This is a genomic window from Mangrovimonas sp. YM274 (assembly GCF_030908385.1).
Lineage (GTDB): Bacteria > Bacteroidota > Bacteroidia > Flavobacteriales > Flavobacteriaceae > Mangrovimonas_A.
Window position 1 is genome coordinate 967,655 of record NZ_CP133091.1, and the last position, 17,732, is coordinate 985,386.

The following is a 17,732-nucleotide window of genomic DNA, read 5'->3' on the forward strand; positions in this document are numbered from 1 at the left end:
AAAAAAGACAGTAATTAAACACTTTTCCAACTGAGGGAAATATTATGAAAGTAACAGATCATATCAAACAGGCCAAGGGCAAAACATTGTTTTCATTTGAAATCATACCTCCAAAAAAGGGGAGCAATATTCAGGAACTATACAATAATATTGACCCTTTAATGGAGTTTAAACCGCCATTCATTGATGTCACTACGTCTCGTGAAGAGTACGTGTATATTGATAGGAATGGGTTGTTGGATAGAAAGATTACAAGAATGCGTCCAGGAACGGTTGGAATCTGTGCATCGATAAAGCATAAGTACAATGTCGATACGGTGCCTCATGTACTCTGCGGAGGTTTTACAAAGGAGGAAACCGAATATGTATTGGTAGACTGTCACTATCTGGGGATTGAAAATGTCATGGCGTTGCGAGGCGATGCCATGAGCCACCAAAAGTATTTTGAACCAGCGAAGGGAGGTCATACTTATGCTAGTGAATTGGTAAAACAGATTCAGGATTTGAATGAGGGGAAATACCTTCACGATGTTATTGAAGCCGACGATAGAGCTGATTTTTGTATTGGTGTAGCTGGTTATCCAGAAAAACACATTGAAGCACCTTCACTTCAAACCGATTTGAAGCGTTTAAAGGAAAAGGTGGATGCCGGTGCTGATTATGTGGTGACCCAAATGTTCTTCGATAACAAACGTTATTTCGAATTTGTAAATGCTGCTAAAGAAGCAGGGATTGATGTGCCAATCATTCCGGGGATTAAACCTATTGCCGTAAAGCGCCATTTACAGCTGTTGCCACATGTGTTTAAAATTGATTTGCCGGAAGAACTGATTTCAGCAGTCGAAAATAGTAAGGACAATAAGGCGGTACGCCAAGTTGGTATAGAATGGGCCATTCAACAGTCTAAGGAATTATTGGAGGCAGGAGTGCCTGTGTTGCACTATTACTCTATGGGGAAAAGTGACAATATAAAGGCTATTGCAGAACACTTGTTTTAATTATTCTACTATTTTTGCCCCCATAATCCAGCCTATGAAGCATCTATTTTCCTGCCTGTTTTTTTTATGGATCGGAGTTCTTTTTTCTCAAGAAACTGAGACTAAGTATTCTACTGTAGAAGTCAATTATTTTAAAGGGAACATAGCGCTTCACAACAACAGTATTCTACACTTAATCAAAGGACATCCCGAAGGTTTTATTGTTAGTTGGAACAAGAAAACCTTTGGGTTCAATGATTGGGAACAGCGTTATAATTATCCAGATTATGGTGTGTCTTTTGCTTACCAAAATTTAAAGAATGATGTTCTAGGGAATAATTACGCGCTATATGCCCATTATAACTTTTACTTTTTTAAGCGGAATTTAATGTTGCGTATTGGTCAAGGATTGGCTTATGCTACAAATCCTTATGATAAGTATGATAACTTTAAGAATGTGGCCTTTGGGTCGCATGTGTTGAGCAGTACTTACTTGATGCTGAATTATAAAAAAGAACGCATTTTTGATAGATTTGGAATTCAGGGAGGTTTGAGTTTGATTCATTATTCCAATGCCAATGTAAAGGCACCCAATACTAGCGTGAATTCAATGACGTTAAATGTAGGGGTGGTTTACAGTTTGGAGGAAAGTGATCCTGAGTATATCGACGATTTAACAAAGGAGAAATTTACTGAACCTATCAAATATAATTTGGTGTTTCGAACAGGAATCAATGAAAGCGACGTTATAGATAGTGGCAGGTTTCCATTTTATGTGTTGTCTGCCTATGCCGATAAAAGTTTGGGGCATAAAAGTGCCATTCAGTTAGGAGCTGATGTGTTTTTCTCTAAGTTTTTAAAGGAATTAATTTATTACCAATCGGTAGCTTTTCCAGAGGAAAATGTTTCTGGGGATGAAGATTGGAAACGTGTGGGGATTTTTGCAGGTCACGAATTGTTCATCAATAAAATGTCGGTGGTAACCCAAGTAGGATACTATGTGTATTATCCTTTCGATTTTGAGGGGCGTACTTATTTTAGAGTAGGTTTAAAACGTTATTTTGGAGATAAAGTATTTGCAGCTTTAACATTGAAATCGCATGGAGCTAAAGCAGAAGCCGTTGAACTAGGAGTTGGAATTCGATTATAGGTATGAGAAAGCTAATTTACATTTTCGTTTTATTATTGATGGTTGCTTGCGACAGTGAGAATGCCAATGATTGTTTTCAAACTTCAGGAAGCATCATTCAGCAGGAATTTGAAGTGTCTGAATTTGAACGGATTTTGGTGAATAGGGATATAGAACTGATTTTGGCCGAAGGTGATTTTCAGGTTTTGGTTGAAACGGGAGAAAATCTTATCAACGATGTATCTGTAAAAGTAGTGGATGGAGAGTTACAATTAGCCGACAATAATACGTGTAACTATGTGAGGGACTATGGTGTAACCAAGATGTATGTTACGGCACCAAATATTAAAACCATTAGAAGTTCTACGCAATACGACATTTCTTCGGAAGGAACCCTGAATTTTCCAAACCTTCAATTATTGTCTGAAGATTACAATGCGCCTGACAGTTTTACTACAGGAGATTTTAGATTGGATGTCAATGCAACTCAAATAAATATAGTAGCCAACAATATGGCGTCTTTCTACATCACAGGGCAAACCGAAAATTTATTTGTTGGTTTTTATGCTGGAGCAGGGCGTTTTGAAGGTGAAGCCCTGATTGCGCAACATGTGGATATTTATCACCGCGGGAGCAATGATATGATTGTAAATCCCCAACAATCTTTATCTGGAGAAATTTTAGGCCCTGGAGATGTAATTTCTCTAAACGAACCTTCAGAAGTTACTTTGGAAACCTTGTATACTGGAAATTTGATTATTCAGGATTAGAAGAGCATTCCTTTATTTATTTGTCAATTCTCTGAACAAACTTTCCAAACTTTCATTCTTTTGGTTCAGTTGAAGGATTTTGAGTTCATTGTCATGGGCAAAATCAAACACATGAGAACGCATGTCCTTAGTTGTGGAAAACGTGATTTCATATACAAAATCATGAACATTAACTACCGATTTCACATGAGGCAATTTTTGTAAAAAGGCTTCTTCCACGCGATAATCAAACTCAACAATCACGGTTTGGTCTTTCCCTTCCCTAAGTTCAGAAAGGCGTTTGTCTGCCACAATTTCACCTTTGTTGATAATGATTACTCGGTCGCACATGGCTTCCACTTCTTGCATGATATGCGTAGATAGAAACACAGTTTTTTCCTTTCCCACATTTTTAATCAGTTGCCTGATGTCTACCAATTGGTTGGGGTCCAATCCTGTGGTAGGTTCATCCAAAATCAACACATCTGGGTTGTGAAGGAGTGCATTTGCCAATCCAACACGTTGCCGATATCCTTTTGAGAGCTGACCAATTTTTTTGTGGGCTTCGGGTGTCAATCCCGTAAGTTCAATCACTTCTGCAATTCGCTCTTTGGCTACACTATAGACCCCTGCATTAAAATGAAGGTATTCCTTCACATACATTTCCAAATAAAGTGGATTGTGCTCCGGTAAATAGCCTACATGTTTCTGTACCTCTTTAGACGCGGAGTTCACGTCAAAATCACAAACTTTAGCCTCTCCGCTGCTGGCTTCGATATAAGTGGTTAGGATTTTCATCATCGTTGATTTTCCAGCACCATTGGGACCTAAAAAACCAACAATTTCACCTTTGTTCACTTGGAAAGAAACATCGTTCAGAGCCTTTTGTGTGCCGTAAACTTTGGATATGTGCGCAACTGCTATTGACATATAGAGAATTGTTTGTCCAAAAATAGTAATTATATAGTTTAAACCTCGTATAGATGTAAATTCGTGAAAAAAAATGGAAATGAAGAAAAAATTAAGGTCCAGGACTTTGATTTGTGGAAATATTAATTACATTAGCATTTCGTAACAGCAATGAACACAAATAATTATACATATTTTAACTGGTTTTATTTCTTTTTTAGCAAAAGAAACGAGACTCTGTATGTATAATTTATAGCTATAAATTTAATATAAGTCTCGATGAAAATCGGGACTTTTTTTTTTACATGATAAAGTCAGTTGCAATACAGGGAATAAAGGGGTCTTTTCATCATATTGTCTGCCAACAATATTTTAATGATGATGTTATTATTGATGAATGCTTGTCTTTTGATACAGCGGTAAACAGTTTGCTTACCGATAAAAGTGATGCCGTGATTATGGCTATAGAAAACTCCATTGCGGGTTCTATTATTCCAAATTACGCTTTGCTTGACACCCATAACCTGCATGTTATTGGAGAGCATTATTTAGATATTCAGCATCATTTAATGGCCTTGCCAAATCAGTCCATCGAGGAGATTCACGAAGTGTATTCACACCCTATGGCCTTGCTACAGTGTAAGGAGTTTTTTAAAAAGCATTCGCACATCAAGTTAATTGAAGACAAGGATACGGCTGAAGTGGCGGAGCGAATCAAAACCAAGGGACTTAAAAATGTGGCAGCTATTGCCAGCCGTTTAGCGGCGGAATTGTTTGAGCTTCAAATTTTGGCGGAAAGTATCCAAACCATTGCTCATAACGAGACCCGTTTTGTGATTGTGAAAAAACAAAATTCTGAAATTTCTAAAGAGGAAATCAATAAAGCGTCTCTTAAATTTGAATTGGACCATAAACGTGGTAGCTTAGCTACAGTGCTTAATGTAATGAGTGATTGTAAATTGAACTTGACCAAAATACAATCTTTACCAAAAATTGAGACCCCTTGGAAGTATGCCTTTTTTGTGGATGTCACTTTTGAAGCCTATGCCGATTATGATAAGGCGAAATCCATTTTAAAAATCATGTCTCAGGACCTAAAAATATTGGGCGAATATAAAAACGCTAAACTATGATTACAGTAGCTGACAGGTTACATACAGTGGAGGAATATTATTTCTCAAAAAAACTGAAGGAAGTGGCATTGCTAAAGGCACACGGCAAGCCTATTATCAATTTAGGCATTGGAAGCCCAGATTTGGAGCCGCCCATGAAAGTGTTGGCAGCTATCACAGATAGTCTTTCTGATCCTTCGGCGCATAAATATCAAAACTACTATGGTTTGCCAGAGCTGCGGGAAGCCATTACGGTGTTTTACCGAGAGAGGTTTGAAGTGGCTTTAAGCCCGACAACGGAAGTGTTGCCGCTTATGGGAAGTAAGGAAGGAATCATGCATGTTTCCATGGCTTTTTTAAATGAAGGCGATGAGGTGTTGATTCCCAATCCGGGATATCCAACCTATACATCGGTAACCAAATTGGTGGGTGCTGTGCCTGTGTTCTACGATTTAAATGAAAAAGGGAAGTGGTTGCCGAACTTGATCGAACTGGAAAAGCAGGATTTGAGTAAGGTGAAGTTGATGTGGCTAAGCTATCCGCACATGCCAACTGGAGCTGCAGCGCCAAACAAGTTTTATGAAGATGTGATTGCTTTTGCCAAACGCAACAACATTTTATTGGTGAATGACAATCCGTATAGTTTTATTTTGAATGAACATCCTAGAAGTATCTTGAAATACAAAGGCGCGAAGGATTGCTGTTTGGAATTGAATTCGTTGAGTAAAACCTTTAACATGGCCGGTTGGCGTGTGGGAATGGTTTTGGGAAAATCTGATTATATCAATGCCATTGTCAAGGTAAAGAGCAATATGGATTCGGGGATGTTTTACGGCATTCAGAAAGGTGCCATTGAAGCCTTAAAATGTTCTGAAATGTGGTATGTAAGCCTTAACAGTGTTTACGAAAAGCGTCGAGAGTTGGTTTGGCAATTGGCAGAAGCCCTAAACTGTACATTTGATAGAACTGCCTCGGGGATGTTCGTCTGGGCCAAGTTGCCCGATTTTGTAAAGGCCGAAGAATTTATAGATATATTGTTGAAGAACAATTCCATTTTTATTGCCCCAGGCACTGTTTTTGGAACCAATGGAGAAGGCTATATTCGGTTTTCATTGTGTGCCCCATTAGAAGATATAGAAGAAGCGATAGCTAGAGTTAAGTAGTATGAAAAATATTTACATCATAGGGATTGGGTTGATTGGCGGAAGCATTGCCAAAGATATTAAGCGCCTGAGCGAGAATATAACAATTCATGGTATTGACCACAATCCAAAACATTTGGAACAGGCCAAGGATTTGGGAATTATAGATAAAAAGGCTACTATGGAGTCCTTGCCCCAAGCAGATATTATTGTGGTTGCTGTGCCCGTGGATGCTACCGTTACACTATTGCCTAAAGTCTTGGATTTGGTGCATGACGATGCCTTGGTGATTGATGCCGGTTCCACCAAAAATGATATTTGTAAAGTGGTGGAAAATCATCCAAAACGAAGAAATTTTTTGGCCACCCATCCCATTGCGGGAACCGAGTTTTCTGGACCTTCGGCTGCTATTGAAGGGTTATTTGTAGGGAAAACCAACATAATTTGTGAGGTGGAAAAAACAGCATTCAAATTGCAGGAATTGGCCTTAAATATTTTCAAAATTATGGGCATGAGGATTCGGTATATGAATCCCGAGGCGCACGACAAACACATTGCCTATGTATCGCATTTGTCACATATCAGTTCTTTCATGTTGGGGAAAACCGTAATTGAAAAGGAAAAAAATGAGCGTGATATTTTTGACTTGGCGGGAAGTGGATTCGAGAGTACGGTGCGTTTGGCTAAAAGTTCACCAGAAATGTGGACTCCAATTTTTAAACAGAACAAGGTCAATGTCATTGAAACTTTGGAAGAGTATATAGACAACCTCACAAGATTCAAGGAGTTTATGAAGGCAGATGAGTTTGATGAAATTTACAATGAAATGAAAAGTACCAATCATATTAAAGACATATTAAAAGGAATCGTTTAAAACAGAGCATAATGGAAAACAAGAAAGAACTTAGATCGTGGTTAGACAACTTCGGATTGGAGCATCCGTTGGTAATTGCAGGGCCATGTAGTGCGGAAACAGAGGAGCAGTTGTTGAAAATTGCACATGAATTAAAAGATAGTGATGCTACGGTATTGCGAGCAGGCATTTGGAAGCCAAGAACAAGACCAGGCAACTTTGAGGGTGTGGGAGCTTTAGGGCTTAAATGGTTGCAAAAGGCAAAGGAAGAAACAGGAATGTTAACCACCACCGAGGTTGCCAATGCCCATCACGTAGATTTGGCCTTGGAGCATGATGTAGACATTTTATGGATTGGCGCCAGAACCACGGTGAGCCCATTTATAGTTCAGGATATTGCCGATGCCCTTAAGGGAACAGATAAAACGGTGTTGGTGAAAAACCCTGTAAACCCAGACTTGTCTTTGTGGTTGGGAGCTGTTGAACGATTCTATACGGCAGATATTAAAAACTTAGGGGTGATCCATAGAGGGTTTTCTACCTATGAAAAAACAAACTACAGAAACAATCCTGAATGGCAAATAGCCGTTGATTTACAAAACCGTTTTCCAGATTTACCTCTTATTTTAGATCCTTCACATATTGCTGGAAGGCGAGACATCATTTTTGATCTTTGCCAGACTGCCTTGGATTTAAATTACGATGGTTTGATGATAGAAACCCATTACGATCCAGATAATGCATGGAGCGATGCCGCGCAACAAATCACACCAAAAACCTTGATTCAGATTACCAAAGATTTAAAGATTAGAAAGGAGTTTGACGATGCCGCCGAGTTCAACAATAAAATCAACATGATGCGTACACAAATAGACCTTATTGACCATCAATTAATTGAAATTTTGGGTAAACGCATGAAAATAGCCGATGATATTGGAGCCCTTAAAAAATCTAAAAACGTGGCCGTATTACAGTCTAAACGATGGAATGAGATTTTAGGTAAAATGATTCTTCAAGGTGAGGAGAAAAATTTAAGCGAAGAATTTATTTTGCGTGTATTTAAAGCTATTCACCAAGAGTCTATTAACCATCAAGAGAAGATTATCAATTCTTAGTCGTTTTTGAATAGAATTATTTCTTCTAGTATGAATTAGAAAGACTGCCTTTGGTGGTCTTTTTTGTTGTTTGACAAGCGAATAATTCACATCTTTGTACCGCATGACAGGAATCGTATATAAATCTACAGGAAGTTGGTACACCGTTAATACAGAGCTCGGTGCATCCTATCAATGTAGGATGAAAGGGAAGTTTAGGATTAAGGGAATTAAGAGTACCAATCCTATTGCTGTTGGTGACGTGGTAGATTTTGAATTGGAGACCAACAATGATGAAACTACGGGGGTCATTCACCATATCAAGGATCGCAAAAACTTTATTGTCAGAAAATCGGTAAACCTTTCAAAGCAAACCCATGTTATTGCTGCCAATATTGATGTGGTATTCTTGTTGGTAACCATTGATAATCCGCCAACTTTTACAAGTTTTATCGATCGCTTTTTGGTGACTGCTGAAGCCTATTCCGTGCCAGCCGTTCTTCTATTCAATAAAATTGATGCTTACGACGAAGACACTTTGAATGAGGTGCGGTATTTGGCTCATGTGTACAGAAAGATTGGATACGAATGTATTGGTATTTCGGCAGCGACCGGGAAAAATATTGATAAGGTGAAGTCGTTAATGAAGGATAAGGTATGCATGTTTGCAGGCCATTCTGGAGTTGGAAAATCTACTTTGGTAAACGCTATAGAACCGACTTTAGATTTAAAGACTAAGGAAATTTCCATGCAGCACATGCAGGGACAGCATACCACAACGTTTGCCGAAATGTTCGATTTGGAGTTTGGAGCCAAAATAATTGATACCCCTGGAATCAAAGGGTTTGGTGTGGTGGATATGGATAAAGAGGAAGTAGGGGACTATTTTCCTGAGTTTTTTGAATTAAAACAGCATTGCAAATTCAATAACTGCATCCATGTAGATGAGCCAAAGTGCGCCGTGAAGGAAGCTTTGGAAAATGATGAAATTGCCTATTCTCGATATAGAAGTTACCTTCAAATTTTGGAAGGCGAAGACGAATCTTACCGTACAGATAACTACTCAAAAGAATAATATTTTACACAACAATGAAAGCAGTCATTCAAAGAGTATCACAATCCAGTGTCACTATTGAAGGAGAGCAAGTGGCTAATATTAAAACTGGCCTTTTGATATTATTGGGAATTGTAGATGAGGATACTCGAGAGGACATAGACTGGCTTTCCAAGAAGATTGCCAACCTTCGAATTTTTCCAGATGAGAATGAGGTGATGAACAAATCTTTGATTGATGTGGATGGAGATGCTATTGTTGTTAGCCAGTTTACTTTGCATGCCAGTACAAAAAAAGGAAATCGTCCTAGTTATATTAATGCAGCGAAACCAGATGTTGCCATTCCTTTGTACGAAGCTTTTGTGGCCAAATTTGAAACCGATTTAGGTAAAACTGTTGGAACGGGAGAGTTTGGTGCCGATATGAAAGTTGCATTGGTAAATGATGGTCCCGTAACCATTATAATTGATACAAAAGACAAAGTGTAATGGCCTCTCTCTTTGGCCATGGAATGCTAGCCTTTACTATTGGTAAAGTTGCGTCCAGAAAAGTGCCCAAATTTTTATTGTTTCTAGCTGTTTTGTCAGCCATAATTCCAGATGCTGATGTGTTGGGATTTATGTTAGGGGTTCCATATGAGTCGCCATGGGGGCATCGTGGTTTTACACATTCCATTGTATTTGCTATTATTTGGACCTTGTTTCTAACCTTGGCTTTTGGTAAAAAGCAGAAGCCTATTTATGCCATCGTTATTGTATTGAGTACTTTGTCCCATGGGCTTTTGGATGCTTTAACTACTGGCGGCAAAGGTGTGGGCTTTTTTATCCCTTTTAACAATCATCGGTATTTTTTTCCTTGGAGGGTCATCCAAGGATCACCAATTGGTGTGGAACGTTTTTTTTCAGAATGGGGTGCTAAAGTGATAATGAGCGAGTTGCTTTACATTTTTGCGCCTTGTTTTATTGTTTTGATGTTCAGTTGGTTAAAAAATAAACGGGCCTAATCTTTACAGATTTCTCCTTAAAATTGGAGATTTTTATTAGATTTATGCTTCAAAAACCAACCCATGACAACCAAACTACTGACCTTTTTAGGGGCTTTCTTCATGGCCTCTATAGTATATTCTCAAGAAGAACTTTATGCTGCCGCGACTATTCCCTCGGAATTGAAATCTAAGGCTAATGCTGTTGTAAGATATAATGATCAAAAAATTGAAATTAAAGCCTATAATGAAATTTTGGTTACTCAAAAAAGAATTGTGACGGTTTTAAGTAAAGCAGGTAATTCTGATATTGATGCTGTATTTCATTATGGAAGGGGGATTGATATTAAAAATTTGGAAGTGAAGATTTTTGATGCTTATGGAAAAGAGTTGAAAAAAATTAAGGAGAAGGATTTTCAGGATGTAAGCGCTGTTAGTGGAGGGACTTTGTATTCTGATAGTCGGGTTAAGTATTTGGATTACACTCCTATAAGTTATCCCTATACGGTACTGTTGGATGCTGAAATAGAATATAATTCCACAGCATTTTTGCCTGGTTGGAGACCCATTGAAGGTTTTTATGTAAGTACGGAAAATAGCGAGTATGAAATTATAAATTCTTCTGAAGTTGAAGTTAAAATTAAGACTCAAAATTTTGAAAACTATAATATTACAAAGCTTAATAATTTTCATTACAAAGCAAATGATTTAAGCTCATTAAAGCCAGAAGCTTATAGTCCTCCTTTTAAAACCTATGCCCCTGTTTTAAAGGCAGCTTTAGTTGAGTTTGATATGGTTGGGGTAAAAGGTGTTAATAATAATTGGTCAGATTTTGGTAAATGGATGTTTGAGGACTTATTAAATGGAACTGATCAATTGCCAGATCAAGTAAAACAAGAGATAAAAGAATTGACAAAAGATAGTTCAAATGATTTGGAAAAGGCAAAAATTGTCTATAAGTATGTGCAAGATAAAACTCGTTATATAAGTGTACAGGTTGGTATTGGTGGTTGGAAGCCTATGTTGGCAACCGATGTTGATCGCTTGGGCTATGGAGATTGTAAAGGCTTGTCTAATTACACCTATGCTTTGCTGAAAGAGGTAGGAGTTGATGCTAATTATGCCGTTATTTATGGGGGGAGAAATATAAGAAGTATAGATAAAGAATTTTCTTCTACACAAGGAAATCATGTAGTGTTATATCTTCCAAATAAAGAGAATGGTGTGTGGTTGGAATGTACTAGTCAAACAAATCCTTTTGGTTTTATTGCAGGTTTTACAGATGATAGAGATGCTTTGATAGTGACACCTGAAGGAGGTGAAATAATCCATACAACGATATATCCTAAAGAGAAAAGCAATCAGGTTACTAAAGCTAGAGTAAAACTGCTTAATGATGGATCCTTAAATGGGGAAGTAACCATTAAAACCCAAGGATATCAGTATGCTTTGCATGAGGGGATTCAGAATGAAGAACCCAGGAATCAGGATTTGTATTTTAAAAACTATTGGGATTATATCAATAATTTATCAATAACCGAAATGGAGTTTGAGAATGATAAAGATAGTATTCTTTTTACTGAAAATATTAAGGTTTCCGCACAGAATTATGCCTCAAAAACAGGTAATCTTTTATTGGTTAGTCCTAATATATTCAATAGGGTAACTCACATACCTACACGATATAGAAATAGAACTTTAGATTTTGAAATTGAAAGGGGCTTTGTTGATACTGATGAGTTTATAGTTGAAATCGACGAATCCCTAAGTTTTGATGCGTTACCAGATGCGGTAAGCATTGATACTAAGTATGGTTTCTATCAATTTTCAATAACGGTGCTTAATGAGCATGAAATACTTTACAAGCGGACTTATAGCTTAAATAAAGGAAATTATCCTAAAGAAGAATATGCCAGGTTTAGAGACTTTGTGGCCTCTGTGGCAAAAAATGATAAAGCTAAACTGGCATTAACTTTAAAACCTAAAAAGTAATGAAAAAGGTTCTTACAACATTATTGATTTTATTCTTGAGCTATGTGCAATATGCTCAAGATTATGATTTTGGAAAAGTTTCAAAACAAGAACTTGAAGAGAAAATCTGCCCTCAAGACTCTTCAGCTAATGCTGTAGTGTTATATAAGAATGAAAAAATAAGTTTTGAGTATATTCAAGGAGAAGGATTTATGCAAAATAGGGAAGTCCATGAGCGCATAAAAATTTATAACAAAGAAGGTTTTAATTGGGCCACAAAAAAAGTGAGACTTTACAATAGGTCTGCTGCGAATTCAGAATCATTATCTTCATTAAAAGGATATACTTTTAACCTTATAGGAGGTAAGATAGAAAAAGATAAGTTGAAAAAGGAAGGCATGTTTGAAGAGTTTGCTAATAAGTACTGGAAATTTGAATCCTTCACTATGCCAAATGTAAAAGAAGGTTGTGTAATTGAATATTCCTACCAAATTAAATCACCTTATTTGCAAATTGATGATATTGATTTTCAGTATAATATTCCAATTCTGAAGTACGATTTGAAGATTAGTACTCCAGAATACTATATGTACAATAAATTGCTAAATCCTAAATCTAGATACATTCCAAAGTTTGATATGACAAAAGTGCATAATAGCTTTACAATTCATAGTAAAGAAAGAAGTGGGAGTGGATGGGGTGTATCCAAAACAGAATTTAGTCAATCAAAGACGGATTATTTGGACAACGTTATAACATCAAGTGAAGAGAATATTCCTGCGTTAAAGGATGAACCTTTAGTGGACAATATCAATAATTACAGAGCAAAACTAATTTTGGAGCTAACAGCTATTAAATATCCTAATAAACCTTTGGAGACTTTCTCTTCAACTTGGGAAAAAGTGACCAAAAGGATTTATGACAGTGACGAGTTTGGAGCACAATTAGATAAGACAGGATATTTCGAAGAGGACCTTGAAGCTTTAATAGGAGGTGAAACAAATGATGCAAAAAAGATTGCTCTTATTTTTGAGTATGTAAAAAGAAAAGTAAAATGGAATGGGTATTATGGCTATAGAACAGAGAATGGCGTTCGTAAAGCTTATAAAGAAGGCTCGGGAAATATAGGCGATATAAATTTAATGTTGATCTCTATGCTGCGCAGTGCAAAAATTAATGCAAATCCTGTTTTGGTGAGTACTAAAAATAATGGTATCCCTCTTTTTCCTACACGCCAAGGGTTTAATTATGTAATTTGTATGATTGAAGATGTGAATTTTAATGTCCTATTGGATGCAACAAGTGCCTACAGTACAATAAATGTGTTGCCAGTGAGAACTTTAAATTGGCAAGGAAGAGTCATTAGGGAAAATGGAAGTTCTGCTTGGATTGATTTGCAGCCTAGTATTAATTCCGATGAAACCGTGCTCTTAAACATGACAATAAATCCGGATTTAACAGTTGAAGGAAAAGTTCGTGAAAATTACACCAATTATGTTGCAATGCTTCATCGAAATAGATATGCCAATGTAAGTCATGACGATTTGATTAAGATGTTTGAGAAAAATAAGGGGGAGATTGTTATTGAAAATCTAGAGCCGAATAATGTGAAAGATGTAGATAAGCCTCTACAAATTACATATGACTTTCAATCAAATGACGGTATTGAAGAAATTGCAGGGAAGCTTTATTTTTCACCGATGCTATTTTTAGCAACACTGGAAAACCCTTTTAAACAAACCAAAAGAAATTATCCAATTACAATGGATTTTCCAGTTGGGACAAAATATATGGTTAATATTGTGATACCTGAGGGGTATGAGGTTGAAACGATACCTGAGAGTAGCGCTGTCGATTTTAATAACGGAGCGGCCAAATTAACTTATGTGGTAAGGCAAAATGGCAAGTATCTTCAATTGCTTGTAAATTTAGATTTAAATACTACTTTGGTATTGCCTGAAGACTATGAAAATTTTAAAAGCTTTTTTAAATCTAGTGTAGAAAAGCAGAATGAAAAAGTTGTGCTAAAGAAAATAATATGATACTCAATTTTGTAGGTTGAGTAGTAATTGATAATAATTAGTTGTATCGGATAAGTAGAATGAAAACTATTGTTACAATTTTTATAATATTTATTGTCAGTCATGTTTCGATAGGGCAAGAGCAGAATTATGATTTTGGAAAGGTTTCGAAACAACAAGTTGAAGAAAAGATCTGCCATAAAGACTCTTCTGTAAATGCTGCGGTTCTGTATAAAAATGAAAAAATTTGGTTCGCTTATCAACAAGAAGAAGGTTTTGTTCAAATAAGGGAAGTACACGAACGTATTAAGATTTACAATAAGTTAGGGTATGATTGGGCCACAAAAAGAGTAAGATTATATAATAGATCAATTGAAAACAGTGAGGTTTTAACGTCTTTAAAGGGATATACATTTAATGTGGTTGATGGTAAGTTGGTTAAGGACAAGTTGAAAAAAGAAGGAGTATTTCAAGAATTGGTCAATGAATATTGGAAATATGAGTCTTTTACAATGCCCAATGTTAAGGAAGGCAGTGTAATTGAATATACCTATAAAATAAGATCACCTTATATACAAATTGACGATATTCAATTTCAATATACTATTCCAATATTAAAATATGATTTAAAGGTAAGTACTCCTCAGTATTTTAATTATAATAAACTTTTTAATCCCAAGTCAAAATACGTTCCTGAGTTAGAGTATTCAACCTCAAATGGCATGCTAAATCTTAATACCAAGGATGATACAAATAGAAAGTGGAATAAGGCACCTGCTTTTACCAACTATCATTACTCAAAAGTAGATTATATCAATAATGTGATAATGGCAAGTGAGGTAAATATTCCTGCCTTAAAAGAGGAGCCTATGCTTGATAATATTAACAATTATAGAGCAAAATTAATTTTGGAGCTAAAGAGTATTGAATATCCGGGAGAACCAATAGAATATTTTGCTTCTACATGGGAAGATGTAACTAAAAATATTTATGACCTTGATAAGTTTGGTGGGCAATTAAATAAAAGTGGCTATTTTAAAGAAGATATAGCCAATTTGGTTGAAGAAGGAGCAAGCGAATTTAAAAAAATCAATCTCATCCATAATTACGTTAAGTCCAAAGTGAAATGGAATGGCAATTATGGTGTTGCCGCAGAAAAAGGCGTTAGGAAAGCCTATAAAGAAGGAGTAGGTAATGTTGCAGATATTAATTTAATTTTGGTGGCCATGCTACAGGAAATGGGTATTGAGGCTAATCCAGTATTGGTAAGCACTAAAAACAATGGTATCCCATTATTTCCAACGCGCCAAGGGTTTAACTATGTTATTTGTGTGGTTGAAAATGATGAAGGAAGGGTTTTGATGGATGCTACAAGTGCTAATGGAGCTATTAATGTTTTGCCATCTAGAGCTTTGCATTGGCAAGGGAGAGTAATCCGGGAAAATGGAAGTTCTAATTGGGTGCAACTAAAAAGCAAAGTAATGTCGGAAGAGACTACTTCAGTGAAAGTTCAAATACAATCAGATTTAAGTATATCCGGTGAAGTAAGACAGATTCTTACCAATTACATGGCTATGAATTATCGGGATAGATATATTGATGCAAAAGATGATGAGTTGCTGAAGGATTTTGAAAGAGATAAAGGGGATGTTATCATTGAAAATATAGAGTTTAGAGATCTCTCAAATACAGATAAACCATTTCAAATCTCTTATGATTATCAAATGCAGGGAGGAATTGAGGTGATAGGAGAAACGTTATTACTTAATCCTTTGTTATTTTTTGCAGAATCGGAAAATATCTTTAAGCAAGAAGAGAGAACCTATCCAATTACTTTGGATTTCCCAATAAGAAGTAAATATATGATCACCATATTACTTCCTGAAGACTATGAACTTGAATCAATGCCAGAAAATGGAGGAAGTGAGTTTAATAATGGGGAGGCAAAATTTGTATATGCAATAAATCGTATGGGGAATTATCTTCAGATACTTGTAAATTTTGATTTAAATACTACTTTAGTGCTTCCAGAAGATTATGAATATTTCAAGAACTTTTTTAGGTCTTATGTAGAGAAGCATAATGAAAAGATTGTACTAAAAAAAATAATATAATGAACATCGAAAATGCCCAAAAGGCAGTTGATAATTGGATCCAAGAGCACGGGGTAAGGTATTTTAATGAGCTAACCAATATGGCGCAGCTTACCGAGGAAGTTGGAGAAGTGGCTCGGATTATTGCTAGACGCTATGGGGAGCAGAGTGAAAAGGAAAGTGACAAGGACAAAGATTTGGGTGAAGAGTTGGCCGATGTGGTGTTCGTGGTGCTGTGTTTAGCCAATCAAACGGGTATTGATTTGCAGGCGGCATTCGATAAAAAAATGGACAAAAAAACCAAACGCGACCACGATAGGCACCATAATAATGAAAAATTAAAGTAAATTGCTCAAATAAGTAATTTACAAATCATTGCTATGAATATCCAACTCCGTAAATCGGTTGTTGATCAAACGTCGAGTGTTACCATTACAGGGTCTAAGAGCGAATCCAATAGGCTGCTATTATTGCAAGCCTTATTTCCTGAAATATCAATAGAAAATTTATCGGAATCTGATGATTCCAAGGTGATGCAAAAAGCTTTGGAATCTCATTCCAAAATTATTGATATCCATCATGCTGGTACTGCCATGCGCTTTCTTACGGCCTATTTCGCGACTAAAGAAAGCAGTGAAGTGGTGTTAACGGGTTCAGCAAGAATGAAGGAACGTCCCATTCAAGTGTTGGTGGATGCTTTGAATACCTTAGGTGCTGATATTACTTATTTGGAAACAGAAGGTTGCCCTCCTTTAAAAATCAAAGGCCAAAAGCTAACCAAATCCAAAGTGAGTTTAAAGGCTAATGTAAGTAGTCAATATATTTCAGCCTTGTTACTTATAGCTCCAAAATTGGAAAATGGTTTGGAGTTAACTTTGGAAGGAACCATTACTTCGGTACCTTACATAAAAATGACCTTGGACTTACTAAATCAAATTGGTGTAGACACCAAATTTGAAGGCAACCTTATTACAGTCGCTCCAAAAACATCCCCTTTAAATACAACAAACTTGACTGTGGAATCCGATTGGTCTTCGGCATCTTATTTCTATAGCATAGTGGCCTTGAGTGCCCTTGGTACAGAAATTAAATTGTCTTCTTACAAAGAACATTCGCTACAAGGGGATTCTGTTCTTGCTGAGATTTATTCGCAATTTGGAGTAACTACGACCTATGAAGAAAACGAGATTATTCTAAGAAAAGAATCTCAGAATCTTGAACTAAAACAATTCAATTTAGTCAATGCACCCGATATTGCACAAACTATTGCCGTTACCTGTCTAGGTTTGGGAATTGGGTGTGAGCTAACGGGACTTCACACCTTGAAAATTAAGGAAACCGATAGGTTGGTGGCATTAAAAAATGAAATGGAGAAATTTGGGGCAGAGGTGGAAATCACTAATGATTCTTTAAAATTGTTTCCAGTTTCAAATTTAAAATCAAATCCTGCAGTGGCTACTTATAATGATCATAGAATGGCTATGGCCTTTGCGCCTTTAGCTCTAAAAACAGAGTTGCAGGTTGAAGATGCTATGGTGGTTTCAAAATCCTTTCCAACGTTTTGGGAGGACTTGGCGGCTATTGGATTTCAAATAAACCAATAATAATCTGCGATTTACTTGACAACCCCTATCTTGAGATTGTAT

16 protein-coding genes are annotated in these 17,732 nt (G+C 36.5%); 15 read left to right on the forward strand and 1 reads right to left on the reverse strand.

The features are described from left to right. Nucleotides 1-44 precede the first annotated feature (44 nt). The 3 genes from metF to RBH95_RS04205 are packed head-to-tail and all read left to right on the forward strand — an operon-like array spanning nucleotide 45 to nucleotide 2,876. Nucleotides 45-998, forward strand: coding sequence for a methylenetetrahydrofolate reductase [NAD(P)H] (gene metF, locus RBH95_RS04195; RefSeq protein ID WP_307901471.1), 954 nt, complete (start codon nucleotides 45-47; stop codon nucleotides 996-998). Nucleotides 999-1,032: 34 nt separating this feature from the next. Further along, on the forward strand, nucleotides 1,033-2,127 hold the full coding sequence (locus tag RBH95_RS04200) for an acyloxyacyl hydrolase (RefSeq protein WP_307901472.1): 1,095 nt from the start codon (nucleotides 1,033-1,035) through the stop codon (nucleotides 2,125-2,127). 2 nt (nucleotides 2,128-2,129) lie between these two features. Beyond that, nucleotides 2,130-2,876, forward strand: a complete 747-nt coding sequence (locus tag RBH95_RS04205; RefSeq protein ID WP_307901473.1) for a head GIN domain-containing protein — start codon at nucleotides 2,130-2,132, stop codon at nucleotides 2,874-2,876. Between the two features lie 12 nt (nucleotides 2,877-2,888). On the opposite strand, the gene gldA is transcribed toward RBH95_RS04205, so the two are convergent. After that, nucleotides 2,889-3,785 carry a gliding motility-associated ABC transporter ATP-binding subunit GldA gene (gene gldA / locus RBH95_RS04210; protein ID WP_307901474.1) on the reverse strand — a complete coding sequence of 299 codons (897 nt, stop codon included), beginning with the start codon at nucleotides 3,783-3,785 and terminating at the stop codon, nucleotides 2,889-2,891. 284 nt (nucleotides 3,786-4,069) lie between these two features. On the opposite strand from gldA, the gene RBH95_RS04215 reads away from it, so the two are divergent. The 12 genes from RBH95_RS04215 to RBH95_RS04270 all read left to right on the forward strand — a co-directional run bounded on the left by RBH95_RS04215 (nucleotide 4,070) and on the right by RBH95_RS04270 (nucleotide 17,690). Next, the gene (locus RBH95_RS04215) at nucleotides 4,070-4,897 is read left to right on the forward strand and encodes a prephenate dehydratase (protein ID WP_307901475.1); all 828 of its coding nucleotides are present in this window, start codon (nucleotides 4,070-4,072) and stop codon (nucleotides 4,895-4,897) included. Further along, nucleotides 4,894-6,039, forward strand: coding sequence for a pyridoxal phosphate-dependent aminotransferase (locus RBH95_RS04220; protein ID WP_307901476.1), 1,146 nt, complete (start codon nucleotides 4,894-4,896; stop codon nucleotides 6,037-6,039). Before RBH95_RS04215 ends, RBH95_RS04220 begins: the two co-directional genes overlap by 4 nt. A gap of 1 nt (nucleotide 6,040) precedes the next feature. After that, nucleotides 6,041-6,892, forward strand: a complete 852-nt coding sequence (locus tag RBH95_RS04225; protein ID WP_307901477.1) for a prephenate dehydrogenase — start codon at nucleotides 6,041-6,043, stop codon at nucleotides 6,890-6,892. Between the two features lie 11 nt (nucleotides 6,893-6,903). Further along, entirely contained in the window at nucleotides 6,904-7,986 is a 1,083-nt protein-coding gene (locus RBH95_RS04230; protein ID WP_053978459.1) for a bifunctional 3-deoxy-7-phosphoheptulonate synthase/chorismate mutase type II, read from the forward strand. Nucleotides 7,987-8,089: 103 nt separating this feature from the next. Further along, nucleotides 8,090-9,040: a ribosome small subunit-dependent GTPase A gene (rsgA, locus tag RBH95_RS04235; protein ID WP_307901478.1), complete on the forward strand. Its 951-nt coding sequence runs from the start codon at nucleotides 8,090-8,092 to the stop codon at nucleotides 9,038-9,040. Nucleotides 9,041-9,054: 14 nt separating this feature from the next. Further along, the gene (gene dtd, locus RBH95_RS04240) at nucleotides 9,055-9,507 is read left to right on the forward strand and encodes a D-aminoacyl-tRNA deacylase (protein ID WP_307901479.1); all 453 of its coding nucleotides are present in this window, start codon (nucleotides 9,055-9,057) and stop codon (nucleotides 9,505-9,507) included. Continuing rightward, entirely contained in the window at nucleotides 9,507-10,022 is a 516-nt protein-coding gene (locus RBH95_RS04245; RefSeq protein WP_307901480.1) for a metal-dependent hydrolase, read from the forward strand. Before dtd ends, RBH95_RS04245 begins: the two co-directional genes overlap by 1 nt. 63 nt (nucleotides 10,023-10,085) lie before the next feature. After that, the gene (locus tag RBH95_RS04250) at nucleotides 10,086-11,993 is read left to right on the forward strand and encodes a DUF3857 domain-containing protein (RefSeq protein ID WP_307901481.1); all 1,908 of its coding nucleotides are present in this window, start codon (nucleotides 10,086-10,088) and stop codon (nucleotides 11,991-11,993) included. Beyond that, nucleotides 11,993-14,014 (forward strand): DUF3857 domain-containing protein, encoded by a 2,022-nt coding sequence (locus tag RBH95_RS04255; protein WP_307901482.1) that lies wholly within the window; start codon nucleotides 11,993-11,995, stop codon nucleotides 14,012-14,014. The genes RBH95_RS04250 and RBH95_RS04255 overlap by 1 nt, the downstream gene beginning before the upstream one ends. A gap of 59 nt (nucleotides 14,015-14,073) precedes the next feature. Further along, nucleotides 14,074-16,107, forward strand: coding sequence for a transglutaminase domain-containing protein (locus RBH95_RS04260; RefSeq protein WP_307901483.1), 2,034 nt, complete (start codon nucleotides 14,074-14,076; stop codon nucleotides 16,105-16,107). Next, nucleotides 16,107-16,433 (forward strand): nucleotide pyrophosphohydrolase, encoded by a 327-nt coding sequence (locus RBH95_RS04265; RefSeq protein ID WP_053992057.1) that lies wholly within the window; start codon nucleotides 16,107-16,109, stop codon nucleotides 16,431-16,433. The genes RBH95_RS04260 and RBH95_RS04265 overlap by 1 nt, the downstream gene beginning before the upstream one ends. Before the next feature lie 33 nt (nucleotides 16,434-16,466). Continuing rightward, nucleotides 16,467-17,690 (forward strand): 3-phosphoshikimate 1-carboxyvinyltransferase, encoded by a 1,224-nt coding sequence (locus RBH95_RS04270; protein ID WP_307901484.1) that lies wholly within the window; start codon nucleotides 16,467-16,469, stop codon nucleotides 17,688-17,690. Nucleotides 17,691-17,732: the final 42 nt, after the last annotated feature.